Raw genomic sequence first — 24,972 nt, forward strand, 5'->3', positions numbered from 1 at the left:
ACTAAAACACCCGTTAGTTCACTTAAGGTAATCCTATTAAACCTGGATTAACTCCTTCTATTCTCGCCCAGTCAAATAAAGATTCAACTATCATTTGATTCTTACATTTAATTTTTAATAAACTTCCTTCTGACGTCGTACTTATTTCAAAATGCTCAATGATATTTTCTGTTCCTAAATTTTCTATTATTAAATTTCGAATAGTAAAAAAAGAGATTTCTACATAGATTACATCCAACTTATTCCAGCGTTTAGGTTTATGTTCAACGTTTTCATTTGTCATCAATTGGATAACTAGGGTAGGGCCATCCCTTTTAAGACACACTTCTAATAACTCTGCGTCTTCAAATTTTGGTACTTTTCCAAAAATGCTAATTAACGCCTGGGGATTTAAAATTTTTAATTGATCAATCATTTTTATACCTTCTATTTTTTATTTCTCTTTTCAAAATAATAATGATCCTCCATTCCATCGACTTGTCCCATTCCTGTATTGTACTCAGGTCTTTCATTTTAATGAGTTGGTTGATCTCCAATGCCACGTTTCCCGAAGATATGACCGGCTAAGTGATCTAGAATTATAATTTTTTGTTCATCGACTTCATATGTGAATTCCTGAGTCATAATAGGCTGTTTTTTATCATTTAGTATCCATTTTTCGAAGAGTCAATGGGATTAATGTTGCAACACTCAAAATGAATTTCATAATATTCTTCCTCAGAGAATACTTGTACAATTTGTCCCGTGTCCTTATCAGCAATTGTAAATTCGTTAGTTTCAGAAATGTCCCAAAGTTCCTCAATAAATTTTGTAAAGTTCAATATCCTAACATTTGCCCACATCGGTTCTAAACAATTAGGAACTAATATAAAATATTCTGTTTTATGATTTGAAAAATTTAAAGAAGCTAAAGAATTTTCAATCCATAAAATATACTTACTTTTAACATTACCAATTGGAATACAAAACTTTGGCTTAGAATCAATCTTACGAAATTTTTTCAATGCTATATCGAATAGTTCTATCCATGCAGAATCAGGATTTTCAAATTCAATAAATTTTAAATTTGAAAATAGGCTAATGATTTTTTCAGCACTAATTAACGCCTTCTTCCTACAAATCCTATCATTTTGATATATCATAATCTATACGCCTCTCATTTATTATAATAAGTATGATGATCGTTATTAAGCCTGAAATGTTCAAATATCTTTTCTTCATAAAAATCCTGTCTTTTTTCAAGACAATTATGGATGGTATCTTCCTTTCACGAGCTGTTGTAGACCCACTATGTATTCCACGCTCAATAATATTTTTTCATAATAATCCAATTCTATCTTAAGGTCAGGGAAGGTTTTCGGCATTTTCGTTCGCCAGGGGTTCGCAAAATCTGTGTAATATTTAAAACTTCGATTCTAAAACACCACGTTTTATGGGGGAGAGATAAATCCCTTTAAATATATTTGTATTACTTCGGATATGTCCACTTTATTCTACTGATAGTTCTCTATGGAAAACAACTATAAAATATGGAGTAATTAAATTTAAGTGAAAAAAGACCACACTTTCTAGTGTTTTTTACGCTTCAATATCTTTCCCTTCTGCTACCACTGTATCTCGCCACAACACAAGTAGTTTTCTAAATTCAGAGGTCTCAATTTTACATTGGTTATTTGGGGCACTCATAAATAAGTTAATAGCACTAGTATAATTAGGTTCAATGTAGACTGCTGCTACGTTCCCTTCTATTTCATATTGCGGAACTTCTTGCTTCACTACAGTATCTAAAATCTGTATATACTCATCTGCTTCATCATCTAAAATATCTTCTAAAAAATGAGAAATTATAGAAATCTCTTTGGGCAAACGTATTCTTAATCCGCCGAGTCCATCACGGTAAAATTCGTATATGTATTCCATTTTTCACCTCCTAATATAAATAGATTATACATTTATCATCTCATTATTCTGTATATTTTTTCTATTTTAAATCTGAGAGAGGTTTGTCTTACATATCTAACTGTATCGACTTCAATCTTATTATTATTTGCTTCTCACGCTTTGGAATTAACAGTTACTGTCGTACGTATTGCATGTGGTATTGTTTTTGAACTGTGTCAGAATCAGAACTCATTTGCGTAGCAATTTTTTCAGCTTTCTGAACATTACTTTGAAAGATTGCCATTATAATTTAACTCCTTACTTTAATATATTTTTTAAATTACAAAAGAAGAGCCTATGTAGTTTTTATATTAATGATATTTAACAGGGAATATGTAGTATTTTCATATACCCCAAAACATAGACCCTATACCAATAAGGTAATCCATAAAATGGAACACATCTTTAATTATACTAATACATCCTTACATTGACTTAGAAAAAATTTAAATTAGTGAATAATCTTTCTATATATTTTTAAGAGGAAATAATTAGTTACCTAAAATGAGCATATTGACTCAAATAAAAAAGACGCAACTATAAATAGTTACGTCTTCCCTATTATTTATCCCGTAAACGTCCGATTGATGAGGGATAATAATCAGTGGGGGAATCCCCACTGATTATTTTTTCACTTTATCTAGGCTTCTTCTTCCCAGTAAACGCTGGTTTCTTTTTCTTTGGTGCTTTCGGTTTCGTTTCTACAAATGATCCGTTGAACATTTCTTGCTTCGTAAATACGATACCTAGTTTTTTTGCAAATTGAAGTAATTTACGCTCTTCTTGTTGTGTTACAAGAGAAACGACTGTTCCTTCTTTACCCATACGTCCTGTACGTCCTGAGCGGTGAATATATTGGTCTACTGTGTCTGGTAACTCCAAGTGGATTACATGTGTTAAATCATCAATATCAATACCGCGTGCTGCAATATCAGTAGCAAGTAGAATTTCTAATTTCCCGCCGCGGAAAGCTCGCATCGTTGCTTCACGTTCTTGCTTACTTGCTTCTGCATGAAGAGCTGCTGCTTTCATTTTACGGAATTTCAATTTCTGAGTAATTTCATCTAAACGGAATGGGTCATTTAAGAAAGCAACTGCTTTTACATCGCCCATATGCATAATTCTTCTTACGTAATCATTTTTTTCGCGTCGCTCACAAATGATATACGTATGCTCAACTAAGCTTTTTGACTCAGCACGAGTTACACGTACTAATTGTGGTTCAACTGTCAAATCACGTGCAGCATCTTCTGCCGCTTTTGTCATTGTCGCAGAGAAGAATACTAATTGACGATCGCGCATTGTAGATTTAATTACATCTTGTACAGCGCCCATCATCTTTTGTTTTACAATTTGATCAAACTCATCAAATACAATTGTTTTCACTTCATGCATCTTTAGTTTTTTCATACGAATTAATTCTAAAATACGTCCTGGTGAACCGACAATTACTCTCGGGTGTTTCTTTAATTTTTCAACTTGGCGCTTAATATCTGCACCACCAATTAAAGATGCACCTGAAATTTCAGTCCCTGCTGTAAACTTTTGAACCTCTTCGTGAATTTGCATGACAAGCTCACGTGTTGGTGCTAAAACAACAACTTGTGGTTGTTTTACTTCAGGATTAATTTTATGTAAAAGGGGTAATAAGTACGCTAATGTTTTTCCTGTTCCAGTTGGAGATTCAGCTATAACGTCTTGTCCTTCTAAAATAGTTGGAATCGCTTGTTTTTGAATTTCGGTTAATTCTTTAAAACCAGCCTTTTCCCAAGCTTGTTGTAAAAATGGTTGCATATCTTTTATCATTTGTTTTTCTCCTTTATCTCTATTTTTGAAGAAAATGTTGTATTGTTCGCACCGTTTCTATCATGTGTGAAATAACAGCTATTAAATCATCAACATGGTCTTCTGTAATCGCTTTTTGAAATAGAACCTCTACCTTATTATGATATGAAATCGCTTGCTTATTATATTCGTATGAAAGTTTTTGCGTAATCATTCTTTCTTTTCCCCATATAGAATGCATGAAAGTTTCAATTTCTTCGCACACTACCTCTGGCTTTTCTATCGGGAATGAAAATGCTAACTTCATTTCACAACCTGGTGTAAATTGTGGTACTTCCAATATTTCACCAGACAAGTTCTTTGCATCCACAGATAATGAAAATGTTGCTTCTACTAGTGGTTCGAACGGTTCTGTTAATTGAAATGAAATACGATATATACGACTTAATGAAGCAAGGTCCATCATATCTTTTCGATTTGTTACAAGAATATCTCCATGTAAATCAAAATCATAAACAGCACCTTCTACGATTACTTTTAAATTATCAAAAGCAGTTGGATCAAACATAATTTCCTCCAAAAAACAGGCGCCTTTCGATGGAAAGGCGCCACTTGATGTATATATAGTTTACAGATAAACGAGATGAATTACAACCTTTTAGAATAAACCTACTGCTTTTCCATCTTCATTTACATCCATTTGTAGTGCTGCTGGCTGTTTTGGAAGGCCTGGCATTGTTAACATTGTTCCCGTTAACGCAACGATAAAACCTGCACCGATAGATGGTTTTAGCTCACGAATTGTAACGATAAAGTCAGATGGACGACCTAATTTCGTTGCATCGTCAGAAAGAGAGTATTGTGTTTTCGCCATACAAACTGGTAGGTTACTCCAACCTTCTCCTTCATATTGAGCTAATTGCTTACGTGCTTTTGGAGCAAATTCAATATCTTTTGCGCCATACACTTTTTGGGCAATTGTACGAATTTTTTCTTCTAATGGTAATTCTAATTCATAAAGTGGTGCGTAGTTATTCTCACCTTTTTCGATTTCTTTTAGTACTTTTTCAGCAAGGTCAACTCCGCCTTGGCCACCTTTCTCCCAAACTTCTGTTAAGGATACTGCATAGCCACGCTCATTACACCACTCTTGTAAGTATGTAACTTCTGCATCTGTATCTGTAATGAATTTATTAATTGCAATTACGAAAGGCACACCGAAGCTTTGAATTGTTTCAACATGCTTCTGTAAGTTTTCCATACCTTTTGCTAATGCATCTACATTTTCTTCTTTTAATTGATCTTTTGCTACGCCACCATGCATTTTAAGCGCACGAATAGTCGCAACAATAACAACTGCTTCTGGTTTAATACCAGCTGCTCGAGCTTTAATATCTAAAAACTTCTCTGCACCTAAATCAGCACCAAATCCAGCTTCTGTAATAACATAGTCACCTAATTTTGCTGCCATTGTTGTAGCGATAACACTGTTACAACCGTGAGCGATATTTGCAAATGGTCCACCGTGAATGATAGCTGGTGTATTTTCTAACGTTTGTACTAAGTTCGGTTTTAATGCGTCTTTTAATAATAATGTTAACGCACCTTCTACACCTAAATCTTTAACCGTTACAGGTTGATTTGCAAAGTTATATGCAACCACGATGCGAGATAGACGCGCTTTTAAGTCTTGAATATCTGTTGCAAGGCAGAATACAGCCATAATTTCAGATGCCACTGTAATATCGAAACCATCTTCACGTGGTACACCTTGAACTGGTCCACCAAGACCAATTACTACGTTACGTAGGGCACGATCATTTAAGTCAACACAGCGTTTCCAAACGATTTTACGCGTATCAATCCCAAGTGTGTTTCCTTGTTGGATATGATTATCAATAAACGCTGCTAACGCGTTATTAGCAGTTGTAATCGCATGGATATCTCCAGTAAAGTGAAGGTTAATGTCTTCCATAGGTACAACCTGTGAAAAACCACCGCCTGCTGCTCCGCCTTTTAGTCCCATCGTTGGTCCAAGAGATGGTTCTCGAAGTGCGATTACTGTTTTCTTACCAATTTTATTAAAAGCTTGACCTAAACCAACTGTTACTGTTGATTTACCTTCTCCAGCTGGAGTTGGGTTAATCGCTGTTACTAAAACAACTTTACCGTCTTTCTCATTCTGTAAGCGCTTAAAAATATCAAGAGATAACTTACCTTTATAATGCCCGTATGGCTCTAATTCATCTTCTAAAATATTTAAATCAGCTGCAATTTCTTGAATCTTCTTCATACTCGCTTCTTGTGCGATTTCAATATCGGATTTAACTGTTGTAGTAGTTGTCATATACCCTAGTCCCCCTTTAATTGGTTCTGATGATATTGTATCAGTTTTTTGTATTTTCTGCACTTATTTACCTCCTAAAAATTCTTTCATTTCTTTATACGTTTTTTAACATAAATACCCATAAGAATGTTAACGATTGTTGTAACTCTGTAGGTAGTTGACCTAACATCTTCTCATTTACTCCACGCTTATATACACCGATACCATCCACAACTTCAAAACCTTGTTCTTTCGCTAGCTGCTCAAATTCCCAAGGCATCATCGTATTACAAACAACGTCTTTGCCATATAAACGAGGATAACTGTTCTCTCGAGGCTTTGCTGTCGGTCCTAAAATTGCAATACATGCGTATCCATCTTTCTTTAAAACACGCTTTATTTCATTTAATGCTCGCAATGGCTCCTCGGTCCATTCTAAAGAATTAATTGCCATAATTGCTTCAAATTTCTCATTTTCAAATGGTAATGAAGAAAGATCACCTTTTATAAAAGATAAGTTTGGGCCTTCTCCGCGTTCTTTACCCTTTTGAATCATAACTTCCGATAAGTCCACCCCAACCGCTTTGTACCCAGTAAGACTTAATTTATATGTACCATACCCATCACCACAGCCAACATCTAACACTTGTACTTCCTTTTCCACGTACTGCTCAAAAAATGGAATGATTGTACTCCTGCTCCCACTATCCCACATTTCTTGACTATTTTGATTCCAAAAATCTGCATTATTATCCCATTTTTTCTCTGCCGATTCATGCCAATTAAACTTCGTCATACATTCCCCTACCTTCAGTTATTATCATTCATTTCATTCTACATCATTTTCCAAAATTCCTGTTTATCTTCATTAGGAGATGTACATGCTAATGATGGAATCTTTATTCTCCAATTTTTGCTTTACTTGGGTTTAACTCATACACATGTTCTTCTCTTTATGAAAGATACTATAGGTACACCCAATTGAAAGAGAGGGATGTACATGCGAAGAAAGAGAAATCATCATTTTAAAAGTGGTGAAAAAAACGAAGAGTATGCAGCTGAAATATCACCAGCTGGCATACCAATTAGACATAAGCGTAAAGAAATTGCAAATGAAATAGAAGGTACAAATACCGGTGCAATGGTAGGCTATGTCGCTTTATTTCTTTCGCTTTTCTCAATTGCATTTTATCCGGTTACACTCGGCTCTCTTGCGATTTTAGTCGGCTTATTAGCTGTCAATTTCGGAGCAAGAACACTTGGATATACAGCAATTGGTTTTGGTAGTTTTTCTGTTTTATTTACTTTACTTTATCCGCTTGCTTTGTCAGCGTTTTAAAAAAACACACCAAGTTATACTTGGTGTGTTCATTCGTGATACAACATGATATGACCGCATCCACAACAATGTTTCGCTGTAATTTCTTGAAACACCGGATAATTCTCTTCATCCCGATGCTCAATAAACACCTTTTCAAATCGATACATATTTGGTGCATATGCCCAATCTTGTTTCGTACGTGCATATAAAGTTGAGGAAAAGAACTCCTCACCACCGCAAACGATACATGTATTTTTCATCACTACCCCTCCTATGCTTGTCTTACTTCATCTATATGAACATAAGCATAAAAAAAAGACCTTCTATTACTAGAAAGTCTTTTCTGAAACAAAAAGAAATGTACCAAACATTCCTACTCCGCTATATTCTTTCGTAACACCAGCTTCTGTTTTATATGTTTGCTTTACAGTCATAAAAAACACACCATTTCGTGCATCTGTACTTTCAAATTGTAGTTTTTCTTTTTTATCGTCTACATTTTGTGTGCATTCAAAACTACTCTCATTACATTTCAATGCATACTTATCCTCTACATACACTTTAAAATCTGATTCTTTCGGACAAGTAATAAGTAAAATCGCCACGAGAATAATACTTATAACACCCACAATTGTATAATATTTCTTCATTTGTACTCCTTTCAAATGACAAGAAAACTTGACTTCATGCGCCAAGTTTTCTTAGTCCACAACCCATTGCCATTCTTGTTCTTTCTTATCAAAAATGAGCCAACCAGTCTCTGTTGCTTCTTCTTTTAATTCATCGATATTATCTAGCACCTCATCCGTACTTTCATACGAACCAACTACATATACCGGAATTTCAAGACCTCTTCTTGACTCAATTTTCCCTGCTAGATCAATATAAAGACCATCTTCCATTAATGGAAGAAGTCCCATGATCACTTCTTTCGAAATTGCTGGGAAAATTTTCGATTTTTGGAAGAAAGAAAAACGTTTCTTACCGAAAGCACCGAGTTTATAAGGAATGACTTTACTTAACATTCCTACAAAGTCAGCAATTCTACGATAATACACTTTGTTGTACCACCCGTCATCATGTGAAAAATAAACAAATCTATTTTTCAACAACGGAAAGAATGTTCTTGCAAGTGGTTCTTTTTTGTGAGCCAAATATAAAAGCTCTGCAATTTCTTTTGGCTCTAATTCATCTAAATCGCTTGCATCATCAAAATCTACCCAACAAAATTCATCAAATTCATCAATCTCTGCTTGAATTAGCTTATGTATATTTTCTTCCTCAACATATTCAAATAAAGTATGATAATGAAAATCTGTCCATTCAAAGTTATGCTTCAAAAGCAACACTTGATGAAGCGGTGAAGGGATGTTACTTGCAAACTCTTTAAATGTAATTCCTGATGTAATAAAACAATGACCCCGACGATTACCATTAATATATATCATATTCTTTACTTGGTCAGATCCTCCAGACAAAGCACCTAGCCACCTTCGTTTTATATGTTTCAATTCTATAGCATATTTTAACATGAAAAATTTTAGAAACATAGAAAAAAATTCAAAAACTATTTACAATTTCATGTGTTTTATTACATAGTGATTACAAGAAAAAACGCCTGCTCGTAAGCAGGCGTTTTTAAAGGATATCATCTGGGTTTTGAGGATGATGATCTCCCTCTTTCTTATCATCTTTTTGGAACATCGATTGAATTTTATCAATTGTTTGTGGAGCTAATTCAATCATTTTTTCCGCTAAATGTGTCGCATTTTGTAGATGCAGAATATTTACTCCATCTTTATTCACCACAAGAAATGCTACTGGTGTAATAGAAACACCACCCGCGCTACCGCCACCAAATGCAGGGTTACCGTTCGTTCTTTGTCCATCATTCGTTTGGAAATCAGAACCTCCTGCTCCAAACCCGAACGCTACTTTAGAAACCGTTAACACCACACCACCGTCAGCCGTTTGAACAGGCTCTCCAACAATCGTATTTACATCGACCATTTCTTTTAAATTTTCCATTGCCGCTTTCATTAACCCTTGAATTGGATGATCCACCGTTCATAACCTCCTTTGTCATATCTTTCCTAGTTTTTCCGAAAGTTGGTGAACTAAACATAAAATTTTATATTGATTTCAAAAAACTTAAGTTGTAATATTTAGAAAAATAAAAAAAGAGGTCGATTCGTTATGATGCGAAAATTAACAAAGAAAGATCATGAACAAGTATTCGCTTACCTAAAAGAAGAAGCAGCCCTTAACTTGTTTATTATTGGAGATATTGAAGCTTTCGGTTATGACACAGATTTTCAAGAATTATGGGGCGTATTTAAAGAGAATGGAACATTAAAATCAATTCTACTCCGATTCCACGATTCATTTATACCCTATAGTAAAGAAGAACTTGTTACCACTGATTATGAGACACTTCTTTCCGCATATAAGCCGCTTAAACTCTCTGGTAAGTCAACTATTGTAGAAAGGTTTGAAACTGCTCCAAGTCTACAATTAGGCTCCAAAAATGAAATGTATTTTTGCGAATGTCTAGATGCCGACCACTTACCTAGTACGCCTGCCCAAGAAACAATTAAACTTGCCACACTAGATGATGTAGAGCGAATTATGCAATTAAGAAGTAGCATCGATGAATTCCCGACTGCTCATGAATCAGAAAAAATTTTAAGGCAAGCTATCGAAACCAATACAGGACGTACATATTATATTGAAAAAGACGGTGCAATCATCGCATCCGCCTCAACTTCCGCTGAAAATTCATTATCCGCAATGGTGGTTGGCGTATGTACGCATCCGAACTACCGCGGAAATGGATATGCTTCACTCATATTACAAAAAATGATTCAAGACTTTACGAAAGAAAGCCGAACACTTTGTTTATTTTATAACAATCCAGCTGCTGGACGAATTTATAAACGTCTAGGGTTTAAAGACATTGGGATGTGGACGATGTATCGATAATAAGAGGTACTCTATAAGCGGAAATAGTTGTAACTTTGCAATAAAAGCCGATTACACAAAAACTTCACACCGTTATTATGAAGAAACTACTTGAGGAGTGAGGACTCTAACTAAAAAATGTTATGCATTCAAACTAAATTTAGACAGATAAACGCCCCAATTGTTGCATTTCCTCCAACAATTGGGGCGTTTATCCTCAAATTCTTTCCACTACAAATAGAAATATTTATGAAACATTTATCACACTTATGTCGCTATTATCTTTACGTGCAAATGCCCTTCTTAATATTACTGCTTCTTATTATACTGTGCTTTAAAATCAATATATTCCTGTCTCGCATCCTGATTATTACCTTGGTGACTATCAAAAGATGTATGTATTTGTGATATATATTTTACTAACTTGCCCTCATCATTTCTCTTCTTATAATTCACTACAATACTTACTTCCAATATCTGCTTTGAACCATTTTTAGAATCAATATGCAATGCGATTGATCCACCACCATATTCATCAAATTGTATTTTCAACTTATCATTTATGATACTCTGAAACTCTAATTCAGTTAGTTTGTATCCAACAGTACTAGGCTGATCAAACTTTTTTATATCATCCCCGGGCTTCATCTTTAGTTTCCCTATCCCTTTTAAACGATCTACAATTAAGTTCACGTATGAAACATCCAGGTTTGAATCCGGACTTTGTACCTGTCCATTTTGATACATAATATTGGTACTATAATTAACTTCTTCTTTATAATTTTTATTATCTACTTCCGAGGTAATTTCTTGTGTTGTATTTCCATATAAACTTTTATCTTTCGTATTATATATGCCTTCCGAAGTTTGATAGATTGTTTTACTGTGTTCTCCATCTTCCTTTTGTTCATATGTACTATATATACCTCTTTGTTCCACAAAAGCATACCCATCATCACTCGCAGACATAACCTTTTTCATGTCACCTTCATCCAATGCCTTAACAAATGGCTCATACTCTATCTTTTCTTCAAAAAAACTACATGCTTGTAGTAGGCTGATTGTTATTATGATAGTAATCATTTTAGAAACCTTTTTTGTGTTCATTTCATCATCACACTACACTCTCTATATTTTCGATCAGATTATCTTCTAATCACTTTAATCACCTTACATAAGTAAATTTTCTTTTTGTAGTTCAAATACTCTCCTATAAATTATCACTTTTTCACCATCAAAACTTACAATACACACTTTCTTTATGCCTTACGTTTCGATTTACCTTTTTTATTTTTCTTTCGATATCTTGGAGTCTCTCTTTTATGTTGCTCCCATGAAATATTAAATGACGGAAATTTAAACCTGCAATATGCTAATAGCTGAAATTCAGCTGCTCCGATTGCTATCGTATACATTAAAAAGGTCCCTACTACATACATAAATAAATCATCAAATCCATAATCGTTATGAAAATATATCAAAATAAGAATAGTTACTGCGTATAGTGTAGCCCACTTCATCATCTTTCCTTTTGTTTTACTAAAGAAAGAAGCAGACCTCTCATCCATACTAAACGCACCTTCACTCGCTTGTTTAAACGTATCAATTGTTGTCACGATATGAAAAATCACTGCTCCTAAAAGCAATAAACCCGCATACATTATTGTAATCCAATCAATTGAATTATTAGCCATTTTAGTAACAGTCAACGCAGTAGGAGCTATTGTTGCTATTTGGAATGCATATAATAATACGACAAGGGTTTGTAGTTTTTGTAATTTAAATTGAGCTTTCGGAAATGAATAAATAATGAAAAGAATTATTTGTAGGCTGTACAATAACACTTCTAACTTAACAATTCCTATATTAAAGAGAAGCATACAGTAATCCCACCCAGCTGATAAAACAATAGAAAAAATAGTTATTGAACTAAATAGTATTCCTCCAAACATAAATCCTGTAGCACCTTCTGGACTTAAACGATCATTACATATCATCCGAAACTTATCTAAATCTTTTTCTTTTATATTCCACATCCTGACTCTTCACCCTCTATACAGTTTAAATAATTTTCATTCACTTCAATTCTATTTCACTCTTATTTACTTTTCGATTGGGATTTTGTATTTTGCCTTCAAAATCTCCCACGCATTCTCTCATTCTCTTCCCACGTTATATTAAATGGCGGACATTTAAATTTATTCTGCCATTTCCCTTTATGCCTTACGTTTCGATTTACTTTTTTTATTTTTCTTTTGATATCTTGGAGTTTCTCTTTTATGTTGCTCCCACGTTTTATTAAATGACGGAAATTTAAATCTGCAATACGCTAATAACTGAAATTCAGCTGCACCTATGGCTATCGTATACATTAAAAAGGTCCCTACTACATACATACCTAAAGTATCAAATCCATAATCGTTATGAAAATATAGCAAAATAAGAATAGTTACTGCGTATAATGTAGCCCACTTCATCATCTTTCCTTTTGCTTTACTAAAAAAGGAAGCGGATCTTTCATCCATACTAAATGCACCTTCACTTGCCTGTTTAAACGTATCAATTGTTGTCAAAATATGAAAAATTACTGCTCCTAAAAATAATAATCCTGCATACAGTAATGTAATCTGATCAATTGAATTATTAGCCATTTTAGTACCAATCAAAACTACGAGTAATATTATTGCCATTTGAAATGCATTTAATAATACAACAATTGTTTGTAGCTTTTGAAATTTAAATTGAGCTTTTGGAAATAAATATAGAATGAAAAAAATTACTTGCAGAGCATATAACAACACTTCCAGCTTAACAATTCCTATATTAAGGAGAACCATACAGTAATCCCAATCACCTGATACAATAATAGAAAAAACGGCTATTGAACTATAAAGTATTCCTCCAAACATAAATCCTGTAGCACCCTCAGGACTTAAACGATCATTACATGTCATCCTAAACTTATCTAAATCTTCCTCTTCTATATTCCACATCTTGGCTCTTCACCTTCTATACGTTTCAATTATTTTTCGAACACTAAAATTATATTAATATATTATTTACTTTTCGATTTGGATTTTGTATTTCGCTTTCGAATTCTCCCACGCATTCTCTCATTCTCTTCCCATGACATATTAAATGACTTGAATTTAAATCTACAGTACACCAATAGTTGAAATTCTGCCGCTCCAATGGCTACTGTATACAGTAAAACAATACCTACCGCATAAAGAACTAAAACATCAATTCCATAACCATTATGAAAATATATCAAAATAAACAGGATTAGCGCATATATTGTAGCCCACTTCATCACATCTCCTTTTCTTTTACTAAAAAATGAGATGGATCTTTCATCCTTACTAAACGCACCTTCACTCGCTTGTTTAAATGTATCAATTGTTGTCACAATATGAACGATAACTGCTCCTATAAATAATAACCCTACACAAATTAAAGTCATTCGATCAATTGAATAATCAGATATTCCAGGAAGAACTAACGCTGTAAATGTTATTGTACCTAATTGAAATGCATATAATAATACAACGAGCGTTTGTAACTTTTGAAATGTATAACGTGCTTTTGGAAATGAATATAGAATTAAAAAGATGAATTGTAAGCTATATAAAACAATTTCAGCTTTAACAATTGTTTTATCAAAATAAGTATGATAATAATCCAATCCCCCCATAAAAATAAAAAACATAAATACTGAAGTATAAACTATCCCTCCAATAAAGAAAACCATAGCACCCTCAGGACTTAAACGATCATTACATGTCATCCTAAACTTATATAAATCTTCTTCTTTTATATCCCACATCCTGGCTCTTCACCTTCTATACAGTTTAAATAATTTTCATTCACTTCAATTCTATTTCCCTCTTATTTACTTTTCGATTTGGATTTTGTATTTCGCTTTCGAATTCTCCCACGCATTCTCTCATTCTCTTCCCATGACATATTAAATGACTTGAATTTAAATCTACAGTACGCCAATAATTGGAATTCTGCCGCTCCGATTGCAACCGCATACATTAAAACAGTTCCTACTCCATACATAACAAAAAAATCAATTGAATAATCATTTTGAAAATACATCAGAAGAAGTAGTATTAATATATATATTATAGCCCCCTTTATCACAGCTCCTTTTGTCTTACTAAAAAACGAGGTGGATCTTTCATCACTACTAAATGCACCTTCACTTGCTTGTTTAAATGTATCTAGCGTTGCTGCAATATGGATAATAACTGCTCCTACAACTAGTAGCCCGGTATACATCCTACCAATTGAATTATCAGCCATTTCAGAAACAATCGAAACTACAAATAATATCGTTCCAAGTTGAAACGCATATAGTAATACGATTAGCGTTTGTAACTTTTGAAATGTAAAACATGCTTTCGGAAATAGATATATAATTAAAAATATAATTTGAATACTAAATAACACAATTTCAGTTTTAACAATTGTTCTATCAAAAAAATTGTTGTAGTAATTCAAATCACCTACAAAAATAATAAACATAAATATTGAAATATAAAATATTGTTCCAAGCATAAAACCCGTAGCACCTTCAGGACTTAAACGTCCTTGACATGTTATTCGAAATTTATCTAAATCTTCTTCTTTTATATTCCACACCCTGACATTTCCCCTTCTATACAGTTTAAATAATTTTCGTGCACTAAAATTCTATTACATTCTTAATATTTTTAAGTACATAGATCTTTGTACAACTAAATTCAGATAATCTTTTAGGTATATCCCACTTAATAAACTTGCTACTTCTGACAGAACTATCATCATCTTAGCTTTCTTCTTTAACTTCATACTGACACCCCGTTGATTTCTCTAGGCATTTTTAAGTTCATTATGTTCCTTTTTGGATAGTAATATATTTCACCTTTACTTATTGGTATTTATTTACTCATACAGATTATATTGAAGATACTTTAATTTTTAATAGCATCGATTTATATACAATCCTTTATTGCTTATATATTCTATTCGAATTTTCAGAAACCAAAACTTATTTTATTTTATTTTATTTCTTTGGCTTGCTTTTTTTCCTTTTCTTCATAAAGCTTTAGTCTTTTCTGACGTTCCCTTTCGTGTTCCTCCCATGAAATATAAAATGATGGAAATTTAAATCTACAATAGGCTAATAATTGGAACTCTGCTGCGCCTATGGCTACCGCGTACATGATGAACGTAAATATAAAGTAACCAAACATTATGCTCAATGAGTAATTATTTTGTATATAAATTAAAACAAGAAGAATTAGTACATAAATTGCCACACCAAACATTACATTTTTCTTTGCCTTATTAAAAAATGAAGTAGATCTTTCTCCCATACTAAATGCACCTTTACTTGCTTGTTTAAAAGTATCAACTGTTGTTACACCATGAACAAGTATTGCTCCTAATACTAGTAAACCTACATAAATAAGCGTAATAAAATTAATAGAATAATTACTCATCCCTGGAAGAACAAATGCCGTAAGACCTATAGTACCTAACTGAAACGCATATAATAATATCACCAATGTCTGGAGCTTTTGAAATTTAAAACGTACCTTAGGGATCAGATATATAATAAAAAAGATTACTTGTAGGCTATATAACAACAATTCCATTCTGACTATTACTGTGTCAAAAAGAGTCGGATAGTAATCCCAGCCAAATCTAATTAATGCTCCAAAAATAAAAAGCATCAATAACGAACTATAAAGCATTCCACCAAACATAAACAACATAGCTCCTTCAGGGCTTAAACGATTTCTACATGTAATTCTAAATTCATCTAAATCTTCTTCTTTTATGTTCCACATTTGTTAACTCCACCTTTCCCCGAACTATAGTATATTACCAAAATAAAGATGCAATTTTATTAGTCACTAATTTCACACCTTTTTATTTTCATCGCCACTCTTAACCATCTCTTTTGTTGTACTGCGCCTTATATTTTAAATATTCCTGCCTCGCATCTTGGTTATTATCCTGTTTTCTATTAAAATACGTTATTATTTGGAACATATTTTCTACTAATCTTCCATCCTCATTCTTTTCTTTAAAGTCTAGATCTATCCTCATTTGCAAAATTTGTTTTGGATTTTTTGGGGCATCTAGGTGCAATACGATTGTTGCTCCATCAAATTCATCGTATTGTATCTTTAATTTATTATTAATAATATCTTTAAATTCAGATTCAGTTAGTCGATATCCCACTGAATTAGGCTGATCAAACTTTTTTATATCATCTTCGGGCTTCATCTTTAGTTTCCCTATCCCATTTAAACAATCTACAATTAAGTTCACGTATGAAACATCTAGATTTGAATCCGGACTTTTCACCTGTCCATTTTCGTACTTAACATGAGTACTATAAATAGTTTCTTTTTTATAATTTTCATTTGTCCTTTTTCCCTTGTCTTTTTCTATATCAGTCGCAACTGTTTGTATCGCCTCTCCGTATAAACTTTTATCTTTTGTATTATATACACCTTCCGTAGTTTGACGAATTGTTTTACTGTGCTCCCCATCTTCTTTTTGCTCAAACGTACTATAAATACCTCTTTGGGTCACATAAGCATAACCATCGTCACTCGCAGACATAACTGTCTTCATATCACCTTCATCCAATGCCTTTACTAATCTCTCATACTCTATCTTTGTCTCTCCAAAACTACATCCACTTAATAAACTTGCTACTATTGACAGAACTATCATCATCTTAGATTTCTTCTTTAACTTCATACTGACACCCCGTTGATTTCTCTAGGCATTTTTAGGTTCATTACATTCCCATTTTGATAGTAATATAGTTCACCTTTACTTACCGGTGTTTATTTACTCATACAGATTATATTGAAGATACTTTAATTTTTAATAGCATTGATTTATATACAATCCTTAATTGCTTATATATTCTATTCGAATTTTCAGAATTCAAAACTTATTTTATTTCTTTCGCTTTCTTTTCCTCCCTCTCTTTATAACGTTTTAAGAATTCCTGACGTTCTCTTTCATGTTCCTCCCACGAAATATAAAATGAAGGGAATTTAAATCTACAATAGGCTAATAATTGGAACTCTGCTGCACCTATGGCTACCGCGTACATGATTAGAGTTCCTCCCGCATACAATCCTAAAATATTATGTGTATAATCATTATGCACATAAATTAAAATGAGCAGAGTTAACACATAAATTAGAGCACACTTAATTGCAGTCCTCTTTGTTTTACTAAAAAATGAAGAGGATTCTTCTCCCGTATTAAATGCCCCTTTACTTGCCTGTCTAAAAGTATCAATAGTCGCTAAAATATGTAAAATGACTGCACCTAAAAATAATAACCCGACATACATTAATGTAACTTGATCAATTGAATAATTTGACGCTCCTGGAATTATCAACATTGTAAATGTTATAGTGCCTAGCTGAAACGCATATAATAGTACCACGAGTGTTTGTAGTTTCTGAAATTTAAATGGCATCTTAGGAAACAAATAAATAATTAAAAAAATTACTTGAAGACTATAAAGCACTAACTCAAGGCTAACAATTATTTTATCAAAGAGAGTCGGGTAATAACTCCAACCAAACTTTATTAACCCTCCAATAAGAAAAAACATTATTAAAGAAATAAAAAACATCGTTCCAAACATAAATCCTGTAGCCCCATCGGGACTTAAGCGATTCTTGCAAGTACTTTTAAATTCATTTAAATCTTCTTCTTTTATATTCCACATATAATTACACCATCTTTTCTAAAATCATGTAATAACTCTATTTTTGTAGACAAACTGAAAGTAAATAAATGTTTTTAGTATTTCATATTAAACTAGCCTTTTTTACTTTTTTTAACAAACACAAAATACAACGATAGCATTAGTATTAAGCCTATTCCACAAACCAATACACCTCCATATTCTTTCTGGTATAAAAAAATAAACATAGTAACAATATAGCCCGGTATTGACAAAATAATGAGCCACTTCCCCAGAAACTCTGCTATTTTATATAGAATTAAAAAAATAAACATAATCCCGACAATAATAGGTGCTATTACACTTTCAAATAAACCTTTTTCTTTTTTTACAGCTTTAGAATCTTTATTCAAGATATTACATTCCTCCCTTTACTAGTTAATTTATGAATAATGTATTCATTCTATCTTCAATATAAGTTTACGAGTATCATTTATAACTTTCTTTTCAGTTTTTGTTTCGCTTTTGTTCTTTCTCTCTTATTCTTTTTCTATTTGCTATAAATTCTTGGCGTTCCTTTTCATGTTGTTCCCACGTAATATTAAATGATGGAAATTTAAAGCGACAATACACCAATAGGACGAATTCTGCTGATACTACAGCGAATATATATAATATTATTGTTTGTACAACATAAATTGCCATTTGGCTAAATGTATAATTAAGATTTAGAAAAATTAATATAAGTAGAACCATTACACCAATTGTCATTCCAATCGATAAATATAATTTTGCGTTAGTAAAAAATGAGACAGTTGGTCCTTCCGATTTATATCCTCCATGTTTTGCCTTTTTAAAAACATCAATTGTAGTTACAATGTGAGTACAAAGCGCTCCTAACATTATTAAACCAATATAAACTAACGTTTTATTATTACTAGGAAAATCAAACATTCCTTCAACCATCATAACGATAAATGGTAATGTTGCTAACTGAAAAGAATAAAATAAAGTCACGATGGCTTGGAGTTTCTGTAATTTAAAAGCAACCTTTGAAGACATGTAAATTATTAAAAAAATCAACTCCAAAATGTATAACTTTACCTCAGATCGTACCAAAAATGTTTCAAATGGTGTTAAAGAAATCTTATCACCGTTCAGCAAAATACCTAAAAACATGATGAGCATTGGTATAGAAGTATATGCAAAAACTCCCCCATAAAAGATTCTTATATAATCCGGACTTAATCGATTTCTATTTTCAATTTCAAAAAGACCCATATCTTCTTCTGTTATATTCCACATTCAGCTTTTTCACCTTCTATATAGTTTAAATAATTCTCATACACTTAAATTCTATTTCACCATTATTTACTTTTCGTTTTGAATTTTTCATTTTGTTTTCGAGTTCTCCCACGCATTCTCTCATTTTCTTCCCAAGTCATATTAAATGATTTAAATTTGAATCTACAGTACACCAATAGCTGGAATTCTGCTGCACCAACGGCTACAGTGTACAGTAAAACAGTACCTATTACATATCCAATCAAAGTATCAATCGCATAATCATTATGAAAATAAATCAAAATAAGTAGGATTAATGCGTATATTGAAGCCACTTTCATCATAGTTTCTTTTGTTTTACTAAAAAAGGAAGCAGATCTTTCATCCATACTAAATGCACCTTCACTTGCCTGTTTAAACGTATCAATCGTTGTCACAATATGAACAATCACTGCTCCTATAAATAAGAAACCTACATATACCAATGTAATTCCGTCGATTGTATAATCAGACATTCCAGGAAGAATTAAAGCCGTGAATAATATCGTACCTAATTGAAATGCATATAATAACACGCCAATCGTTTGAAACTTTTGAAATTTAAATCGAGCTTTTGGAAATGAATATAGAATTAAAAAAATTATTTGCAAGCTATATAGCACAAGTTCAATTGTAACAATTGTTTTTTCGAATAAAGTAGTATAGTAGTCCCAACCAAAGGTTACTAAAGTACCAATAAGAAAAAACATCATAACTGAAACATACACTATTGTTCCTATCATAAAACCTAAAGCACCTTCTGGACTTAAACGCCTTCTACATATCATCCTAAACTTTTCTAAATTTTCTTCTTTTATTTTCCACATCCAAGTGCCCACCTTTAACCACATTCACTTAAATCATGTAGATTAAAAATAAAAACCTTCTCATTTTGATGAAAAGAGAAGGTTTTATTAATCTCAGATATTCTTAAATTATAATAATGATTCTTTTTGAGCTGTTTCATAGTGCTCTGCTATTTTTTTACACATCTTTTTATATTCCAGCATCCACTCTGCTATTTCTTCTATATCTTCATCAGTGGATTTTTTCTTATATTTAAAACCAATTACTTTCATATCCGAAAACACTTTTTCTTCCATTTCTTCATCTACTGGAATACATTAAATAATCACTTTCGTTGTATTTGAAATTTGTACGAAAATTTCAAATGCACCAATAAAAATAGCAACCATTCGGAATAATTCTTTATTGCTCATATATAAAATCCTTGCAAGTTCAGAGTATATAAACAATACATCAATCATTTCAGCAGCTATTATGCAATCATCTACTGGTACTTTCTCCAAGATTTGCAGATTAATTAATTCCCCAGTTTTATCCTCACACTCTTGTTGAAAGTACAAAGTTTTTTCTTTTGAAAATAACCACATATGTAGCCCTCTTCCCACTAAAAACAACAATTAGGCTTTTACTTTTCATTTTCCAGAACTAAAAATACGTTAAATTATTATTGTGTATCCACCGCAATTTTCACTTCAACATACTGTAGCTCTTCATCACCGCTAAATATATGATAAATAGGCGAAATCATATCAAGCTCATTATCTTCCATATACTGAAGCATCTCAGCATACGCATACTCTGTTAATCTTTCAAAATCTCCTGCGTATCTTTTCATTAGCATGTTATCAACATAATAATAACTTCGAAACTTCATTGTTTCTGATATAGGAATACTACTCTCATGTACTGGCATAAATAATTCAATAAACATATCTCCATCTGATGGTACATTTTTCAATGCATAAAACATTGGGCCTTTGACCGTTAAATTCGCTTGCGCAATTTCTGCCAACAAATCTTCTATTACTTTTTCCATATCAGTATAGTGAAAAAAATATTCTCTCGATACAACATTTTGAAAAGCAATGCTTTGTTCCTCAACTATCATCGTACTAATTCACCTACTTCAATAATAGGAGCATAAATATCCAACCACATATCACCATATACATCTAAGCATACGTGATAAAAGCTACTATCTAATTTCATATGATTTTTTTCAGCAAATTCATTTAAAACACGATAAGCGTCTTCAATATCACCATCTTCATCTGAGAATCTAACACAAAGTGCTTCTTCAATAAGAATTGCATCAATATACTCATACGATGAACCCTCTTCCATATTTACCCGTCCATTCACTGGAACACAATACATATATTCACCATATTCCGGTTCATTCTCTAATGGTGAATACGTAAAAAGAACAGGTCCTATTGGGTATATATCGTTATGAACTACTTGATTTCTAAGTGCGATAGCTGGTAACAACCAATCATCCTTTTTTACTATTTGAGTGATGCTTATTAAATTTAAAAGCGATAATGCTTTATACTGAACTTTCATAACCTCTACCCCTTATACAGTGTTTTAATTCTTCACAAATAGATCCTTCCACACACATAAAAAACCAGTTTATGACTATCATTTACAAATCTCATTTCAATTTTTGTTTCGCTTTTGTTCTTTTTCTCTTATTCTTTTTCTATTTGCTATAAATTCTTGACGTTCCTTTTCATGTTGTTCCCATGTAATATTAAATGATGGAAATTTAAAGCGACAATACACCAATAGGACGAATTCTGCTGATGCAACTGCGAATACATATAATATTATTGTTTGTAAAAAATAGAACACCATTGGCCCTAGCGCAAAATGAATACTTGCAAAGATTAATATCAAAAGGACAACTACATAAATAACTATCCCAATGAACATCCATAGTTTTGTATTATTAAAAAATGAAGCCGTCCCCCCTTCCAACTTATAGCCTCCATATTTTGCTTTTTTAAAAGTATGGATTGTTATTACAATATGAGTAATTATCGCTCCTAATAATAATAGACCTACATAAAATACCGTTAGATTTTCACAAGAATATCCAAATATTGCTTCAATTAATACATACGCATAACCTACCGTTGCAACCTGAAACGAGTTAAAAACAATTACAACGGCTTGTAACTTTTGTAATTTAAATCTTAATTTCGGAAATGAATAGATAATCAAAAAAAGGATTTGCAGAATATATAATACTAATTCTACAGAAACAATTATTCGTTCAAAAGATTTTGGATAAGCCTCCCAACCAAGTTGTAAAAAACCCAAAATAATAAAAAACATCGGTAATGAAGCATATACAAAGACTCCAACTAAAAATGCCATTACACCATCAGGACTTAATCGGTTTTTATTTGTAACTTTGAAAAAGTCTAAATCTTCTTCTTTTATGTTCCACATTCACTTATCCTACTTTCAAATTTTATATTCATCACCAAAATATTGACTTCAATTTTTTTATAACTGTTGCATTTTCTTTCATAAATTCTTTATAATTTCCAGACTTTAAATTATCGTTCGTATTTACCGCCCATTTTACCAATTTCTTCGTTCCACCAACTACACTTTCGCCTCCCAATCTATCAGATTTTGTGTTTAAGCCTACTGAGATTAGAACACCAGCCACTGCTCCTACCGCTCCTCCTGCCAAGGTTCCAAGTGGCCCCAAAGCAGTCCCAATCGCTGCTCCAGTTGCTGCTGCTCCCGCTGCATATGCTAAGTCCACACCTGTATCTAATGCAACATCTCTTACATCCTGTAGCTGAAATCCATCATCTAGTGACTTTATAGTATTATCTACAACTGTCAGCCCCGTTCCAATAATTGCCACACTTTTGAAGAGCGTCCCAGTACCTTTGAGTTTTTTAAATGTCTCTGGCCATTTCTTAAAATTGAATTCGTCAATGCTCTTTTGAAATTCGGTCCCAAATGAATCTGTCCATCTATTTTTAAATGCTTTTAAAAACCCTTCTTCATTCCGAGTCATCATAAAATCTTCAACCGCTTTAAATTCAGGCAATTTATAAATATCTTTTTTTGCTTGTTTTATTACATTTTTTGTTGCGTTGTTGTACTTGACTTTAAATTTATCTTGAAAAATAAATTTAAAAATAGCATCTTCATTTGCATCTGTAGCAAAAAGTTTGGAAGCCGCTACGATATCGGCATCGTTTAAAGTTTTAAATATATATGCTCCTTTTCCTTTTCGAGCATTAACATCAAAATCAACACCAAATCCCAAATTTTTTTTCATGTAAACAAGGCGTAAATAACCAGAAAATAATCCGACTACTCCTTTTTTCGCTTTACCCGTATATCCCGCAATCATTTTAGCTACTCCAACTATAGATGCAAAGGTTCCTTCAGACAGAAGTTTTTCGGTTGTATCACTAGAAAAGTTCCCTTTAGTCTCTTGTATTTGTCTCATAGCACCATCTAATCCGCGCAACATGTCATCAAAATTTTGAAGTTCATTTTGTTGACTATTGTAAGCCTCTAGTTTTTCTAACGTATCGCTGATTTCCTTTTGGCTTTTTTCTACCCCTTCAGAAATTCCTGATGATGAGGGATAATGGATCGGAACAATATCACTAATTGAACTGATAGTCTGTTGGGCTAATTCATTTGATTGATTAAAACTGTTACTATACCCATTAATTTTTTGCTTTACATTATCTAAATAACTCCCATAAATTTTCGTACCTGCATCACTATCAACAGAACTATTAAAATCTTCTATTGCTTTTTCAAATTGCATACTTAAGCTTTCTACTGCGACCATAAACCCTGAAATAACACTTCCATGAACTCTAGATAAATGGCCTTTAATTCCATCAGCAGCAGCACCTTGAAATGAATTAATCTCACTAAAATCCGCTATCTTTCCTAATAATGATTCAAACTGTTGATTCAACTCAGTGGCACTTGCTTGAAATCTATTTTGAAGTTCTTTTACTTCTTGTAACTCTATATTTTTATCCACGCTTCTCCCACCCTATTTTAATTTTTCATAGCATGATGAATTGAACCGATCCTTAATTGCTTCTCAAGTTGTTCGTCTTTTTCGACTATTTTCTCCCCAGTTTGTTGTATTTTATTTAAGTCATTTTCTAATATCTGTTCGTATTGCTGCACCTTTTGAGATAACTTTTCAATTGCTTCACAATACTGAATCAGCCTAGTCAAATTCGTACGACTCAACTGCATACCATTAAATTTAGTCTTACCTAAATCACTAGCACCACTTTTCAATTCACTTACTTTCGCGTCAAATACCCCTTTATTTAATTTAATTTCCCCCATTTATCATTTCCCCGCCTTCTGTACTTCTACTTGAATACTAGCGTCAACTATTGAAACACTTCTACTTAAAGAAAGAATACTAGACTCACATGCAGCGATTTCTCTTTCAAGCCGCCGTATGGCTTGATCGATGTCTTCTTGCACTCTCCCTAGTTCTCCGATAAACTTCCCTAAATTCGAAATGACTTGTTGTTCATACGTTTCTTTAAAAGTAGTTGCTCTTTGCCCTTTCCAACTACTCTCGTTTATTTCTAAAGACTTAAACTGCTCTTGATTTTGTTTAATTGCTTCAAGATTATTTACAAATTTCCCCTTAGCAGTTATTAGCCTTCGTAGTTTCATTTGTAATTCAGCCAATTGCCCTTGTTGATGACTTATACTACTTAATAAACCAGATTTTTGACTATTTAATTCCTCTATCCCCAT

Annotated in this window: 33 protein-coding genes; 2 read left to right on the forward strand and 31 right to left on the reverse strand. The window is 32.7% G+C overall.

The genetic code is table 11. The annotated features are described in order from the left end of the window. Window positions 1-22: 22 nt before the first annotated feature. From QCI44_RS17670 to QCI44_RS17705, 8 genes are all read right to left on the reverse strand, one after another. Entirely contained in the window at window positions 23-415 is a 393-nt protein-coding gene (locus QCI44_RS17670; protein WP_016136652.1) for an immunity 50 family protein, read from the reverse strand. Between the two features lie 98 nt (window positions 416-513). Continuing rightward, window positions 514-624, reverse strand: a complete 111-nt coding sequence (locus tag QCI44_RS17675) for an HNH/endonuclease VII fold putative polymorphic toxin (protein ID WP_229195288.1) — start codon at window positions 622-624, stop codon at window positions 514-516. Window positions 625-644: 20 nt separating this feature from the next. Then, complete coding sequence (locus QCI44_RS17680; protein WP_016088142.1) at window positions 645-1,142, reverse strand: hypothetical protein; 498 nt, start codon at window positions 1,140-1,142, stop codon at window positions 645-647. 436 nt (window positions 1,143-1,578) lie between these two features. Beyond that, window positions 1,579-1,920 (reverse strand): hypothetical protein, encoded by a 342-nt coding sequence (locus tag QCI44_RS17685; protein ID WP_000455778.1) that lies wholly within the window; start codon window positions 1,918-1,920, stop codon window positions 1,579-1,581. 657 nt (window positions 1,921-2,577) lie between these two features. Further along, window positions 2,578-3,747, reverse strand: a complete 1,170-nt coding sequence (locus QCI44_RS17690; RefSeq protein WP_016088144.1) for a DEAD/DEAH box helicase — start codon at window positions 3,745-3,747, stop codon at window positions 2,578-2,580. Window positions 3,748-3,766: 19 nt separating this feature from the next. Beyond that, window positions 3,767-4,294, reverse strand: a complete 528-nt coding sequence (locus QCI44_RS17695; protein ID WP_016088145.1) for a hypothetical protein — start codon at window positions 4,292-4,294, stop codon at window positions 3,767-3,769. A gap of 90 nt (window positions 4,295-4,384) precedes the next feature. Next, the gene (locus tag QCI44_RS17700) at window positions 4,385-6,073 is read right to left on the reverse strand and encodes a formate--tetrahydrofolate ligase (RefSeq protein ID WP_033660141.1); all 1,689 of its coding nucleotides are present in this window, start codon (window positions 6,071-6,073) and stop codon (window positions 4,385-4,387) included. A gap of 94 nt (window positions 6,074-6,167) precedes the next feature. Next, window positions 6,168-6,848, reverse strand: coding sequence for a class I SAM-dependent methyltransferase (locus QCI44_RS17705; RefSeq protein WP_016088147.1), 681 nt, complete (start codon window positions 6,846-6,848; stop codon window positions 6,168-6,170). A gap of 204 nt (window positions 6,849-7,052) precedes the next feature. On the opposite strand from QCI44_RS17705, the gene QCI44_RS17710 reads away from it, so the two are divergent. Continuing rightward, complete coding sequence (locus tag QCI44_RS17710) at window positions 7,053-7,391, forward strand: hypothetical protein (protein ID WP_001253201.1); 339 nt, start codon at window positions 7,053-7,055, stop codon at window positions 7,389-7,391. Window positions 7,392-7,420: 29 nt separating this feature from the next. Here QCI44_RS17710 and QCI44_RS17715 read toward each other — a convergent pair whose 3' ends face one another. The 4 genes from QCI44_RS17715 to ytfJ all read right to left on the reverse strand — a co-directional run bounded on the left by QCI44_RS17715 (window position 7,421) and on the right by ytfJ (window position 9,437). Further along, a complete protein-coding gene (locus QCI44_RS17715) occupies window positions 7,421-7,633 on the reverse strand; it encodes a hypothetical protein (RefSeq protein WP_000798747.1) in 213 nt (70 codons plus the stop codon). Between the two features lie 69 nt (window positions 7,634-7,702). After that, window positions 7,703-8,023 (reverse strand): hypothetical protein, encoded by a 321-nt coding sequence (locus QCI44_RS17720; RefSeq protein ID WP_016088148.1) that lies wholly within the window; start codon window positions 8,021-8,023, stop codon window positions 7,703-7,705. 51 nt (window positions 8,024-8,074) lie between these two features. Then, window positions 8,075-8,851, reverse strand: coding sequence for an oxalate:formate antiporter (locus QCI44_RS17725; RefSeq protein WP_000014091.1), 777 nt, complete (start codon window positions 8,849-8,851; stop codon window positions 8,075-8,077). 160 nt (window positions 8,852-9,011) lie between these two features. Beyond that, entirely contained in the window at window positions 9,012-9,437 is a 426-nt protein-coding gene (ytfJ, locus tag QCI44_RS17730; protein WP_016088149.1) for a GerW family sporulation protein, read from the reverse strand. Between the two features lie 132 nt (window positions 9,438-9,569). Here ytfJ and QCI44_RS17735 point away from each other — a divergent pair, with 132 nt between their 5' ends. After that, window positions 9,570-10,355, forward strand: a complete 786-nt coding sequence (locus QCI44_RS17735) for a GNAT family N-acetyltransferase (protein ID WP_353811359.1) — start codon at window positions 9,570-9,572, stop codon at window positions 10,353-10,355. Between the two features lie 288 nt (window positions 10,356-10,643). Here QCI44_RS17735 and QCI44_RS17740 read toward each other — a convergent pair whose 3' ends face one another. The 19 genes from QCI44_RS17740 to QCI44_RS17830 form a co-directional block, all read right to left on the reverse strand. Then, the gene (locus QCI44_RS17740; protein ID WP_016088151.1) at window positions 10,644-11,417 is read right to left on the reverse strand and encodes a DUF3952 domain-containing protein; all 774 of its coding nucleotides are present in this window, start codon (window positions 11,415-11,417) and stop codon (window positions 10,644-10,646) included. A 176-nt stretch (window positions 11,418-11,593) separates the two neighbouring features. Continuing rightward, window positions 11,594-12,370: a hypothetical protein gene (locus QCI44_RS17745; RefSeq protein ID WP_098986467.1), complete on the reverse strand. Its 777-nt coding sequence runs from the start codon at window positions 12,368-12,370 to the stop codon at window positions 11,594-11,596. Window positions 12,371-12,550: 180 nt separating this feature from the next. Next, a complete protein-coding gene (locus QCI44_RS17750) occupies window positions 12,551-13,327 on the reverse strand; it encodes a hypothetical protein (RefSeq protein WP_016088153.1) in 777 nt (258 codons plus the stop codon). A 62-nt stretch (window positions 13,328-13,389) separates the two neighbouring features. After that, window positions 13,390-14,160, reverse strand: coding sequence for a hypothetical protein (locus QCI44_RS17755; protein ID WP_353811361.1), 771 nt, complete (start codon window positions 14,158-14,160; stop codon window positions 13,390-13,392). Between the two features lie 62 nt (window positions 14,161-14,222). Continuing rightward, window positions 14,223-14,984, reverse strand: coding sequence for a hypothetical protein (locus QCI44_RS17760; protein WP_003193378.1), 762 nt, complete (start codon window positions 14,982-14,984; stop codon window positions 14,223-14,225). Window positions 14,985-15,382: 398 nt separating this feature from the next. Continuing rightward, complete coding sequence (locus tag QCI44_RS17765; protein ID WP_353811362.1) at window positions 15,383-16,177, reverse strand: hypothetical protein; 795 nt, start codon at window positions 16,175-16,177, stop codon at window positions 15,383-15,385. Window positions 16,178-16,277: 100 nt separating this feature from the next. Continuing rightward, on the reverse strand, window positions 16,278-17,102 hold the full coding sequence (locus QCI44_RS17770; RefSeq protein WP_353811363.1) for a DUF3952 domain-containing protein: 825 nt from the start codon (window positions 17,100-17,102) through the stop codon (window positions 16,278-16,280). 199 nt (window positions 17,103-17,301) lie between these two features. Next, a complete protein-coding gene (locus QCI44_RS17775) occupies window positions 17,302-18,096 on the reverse strand; it encodes a hypothetical protein (protein ID WP_353811364.1) in 795 nt (264 codons plus the stop codon). A 92-nt stretch (window positions 18,097-18,188) separates the two neighbouring features. Continuing rightward, window positions 18,189-18,467, reverse strand: a complete 279-nt coding sequence (locus QCI44_RS17780; protein ID WP_048566521.1) for a hypothetical protein — start codon at window positions 18,465-18,467, stop codon at window positions 18,189-18,191. Window positions 18,468-18,561: 94 nt separating this feature from the next. Then, window positions 18,562-19,359, reverse strand: coding sequence for a hypothetical protein (locus QCI44_RS17785; RefSeq protein ID WP_353811365.1), 798 nt, complete (start codon window positions 19,357-19,359; stop codon window positions 18,562-18,564). A gap of 62 nt (window positions 19,360-19,421) precedes the next feature. Next, window positions 19,422-20,204, reverse strand: coding sequence for a polysaccharide biosynthesis protein (locus QCI44_RS17790; RefSeq protein WP_353811366.1), 783 nt, complete (start codon window positions 20,202-20,204; stop codon window positions 19,422-19,424). Between the two features lie 108 nt (window positions 20,205-20,312). Next, on the reverse strand, window positions 20,313-20,480 hold the full coding sequence (locus QCI44_RS17795) for a hypothetical protein (RefSeq protein ID WP_154214434.1): 168 nt from the start codon (window positions 20,478-20,480) through the stop codon (window positions 20,313-20,315). A gap of 21 nt (window positions 20,481-20,501) precedes the next feature. Further along, on the reverse strand, window positions 20,502-20,771 hold the full coding sequence (locus QCI44_RS17800) for a hypothetical protein (RefSeq protein WP_002200721.1): 270 nt from the start codon (window positions 20,769-20,771) through the stop codon (window positions 20,502-20,504). Window positions 20,772-20,848: 77 nt separating this feature from the next. Then, the gene (locus tag QCI44_RS17805) at window positions 20,849-21,292 is read right to left on the reverse strand and encodes a DUF5085 family protein (protein ID WP_002200722.1); all 444 of its coding nucleotides are present in this window, start codon (window positions 21,290-21,292) and stop codon (window positions 20,849-20,851) included. Beyond that, entirely contained in the window at window positions 21,289-21,750 is a 462-nt protein-coding gene (locus QCI44_RS17810) for a DUF5085 family protein (protein WP_098646181.1), read from the reverse strand. The genes QCI44_RS17805 and QCI44_RS17810 overlap by 4 nt, the downstream gene beginning before the upstream one ends. Window positions 21,751-21,846: 96 nt before the next feature. After that, a complete protein-coding gene (locus tag QCI44_RS17815) occupies window positions 21,847-22,644 on the reverse strand; it encodes a hypothetical protein (RefSeq protein ID WP_098486388.1) in 798 nt (265 codons plus the stop codon). Between the two features lie 31 nt (window positions 22,645-22,675). Further along, complete coding sequence (locus QCI44_RS17820) at window positions 22,676-24,226, reverse strand: T7SS effector LXG polymorphic toxin (RefSeq protein WP_098486389.1); 1,551 nt, start codon at window positions 24,224-24,226, stop codon at window positions 22,676-22,678. 17 nt (window positions 24,227-24,243) lie between these two features. Further along, entirely contained in the window at window positions 24,244-24,546 is a 303-nt protein-coding gene (locus tag QCI44_RS17825) for a TIGR04197 family type VII secretion effector (RefSeq protein ID WP_098131849.1), read from the reverse strand. Between the two features lie 3 nt (window positions 24,547-24,549). After that, on the reverse strand, window positions 24,550-24,972 hold the full coding sequence (locus QCI44_RS17830; RefSeq protein ID WP_098486390.1) for a YwqH-like family protein: 423 nt from the start codon (window positions 24,970-24,972) through the stop codon (window positions 24,550-24,552).

This window comes from Bacillus cereus group sp. RP37, from assembly GCF_040459695.1.
In the GTDB taxonomy this organism is placed as follows: Bacteria; Bacillota; Bacilli; order Bacillales; family Bacillaceae_G; genus Bacillus_A.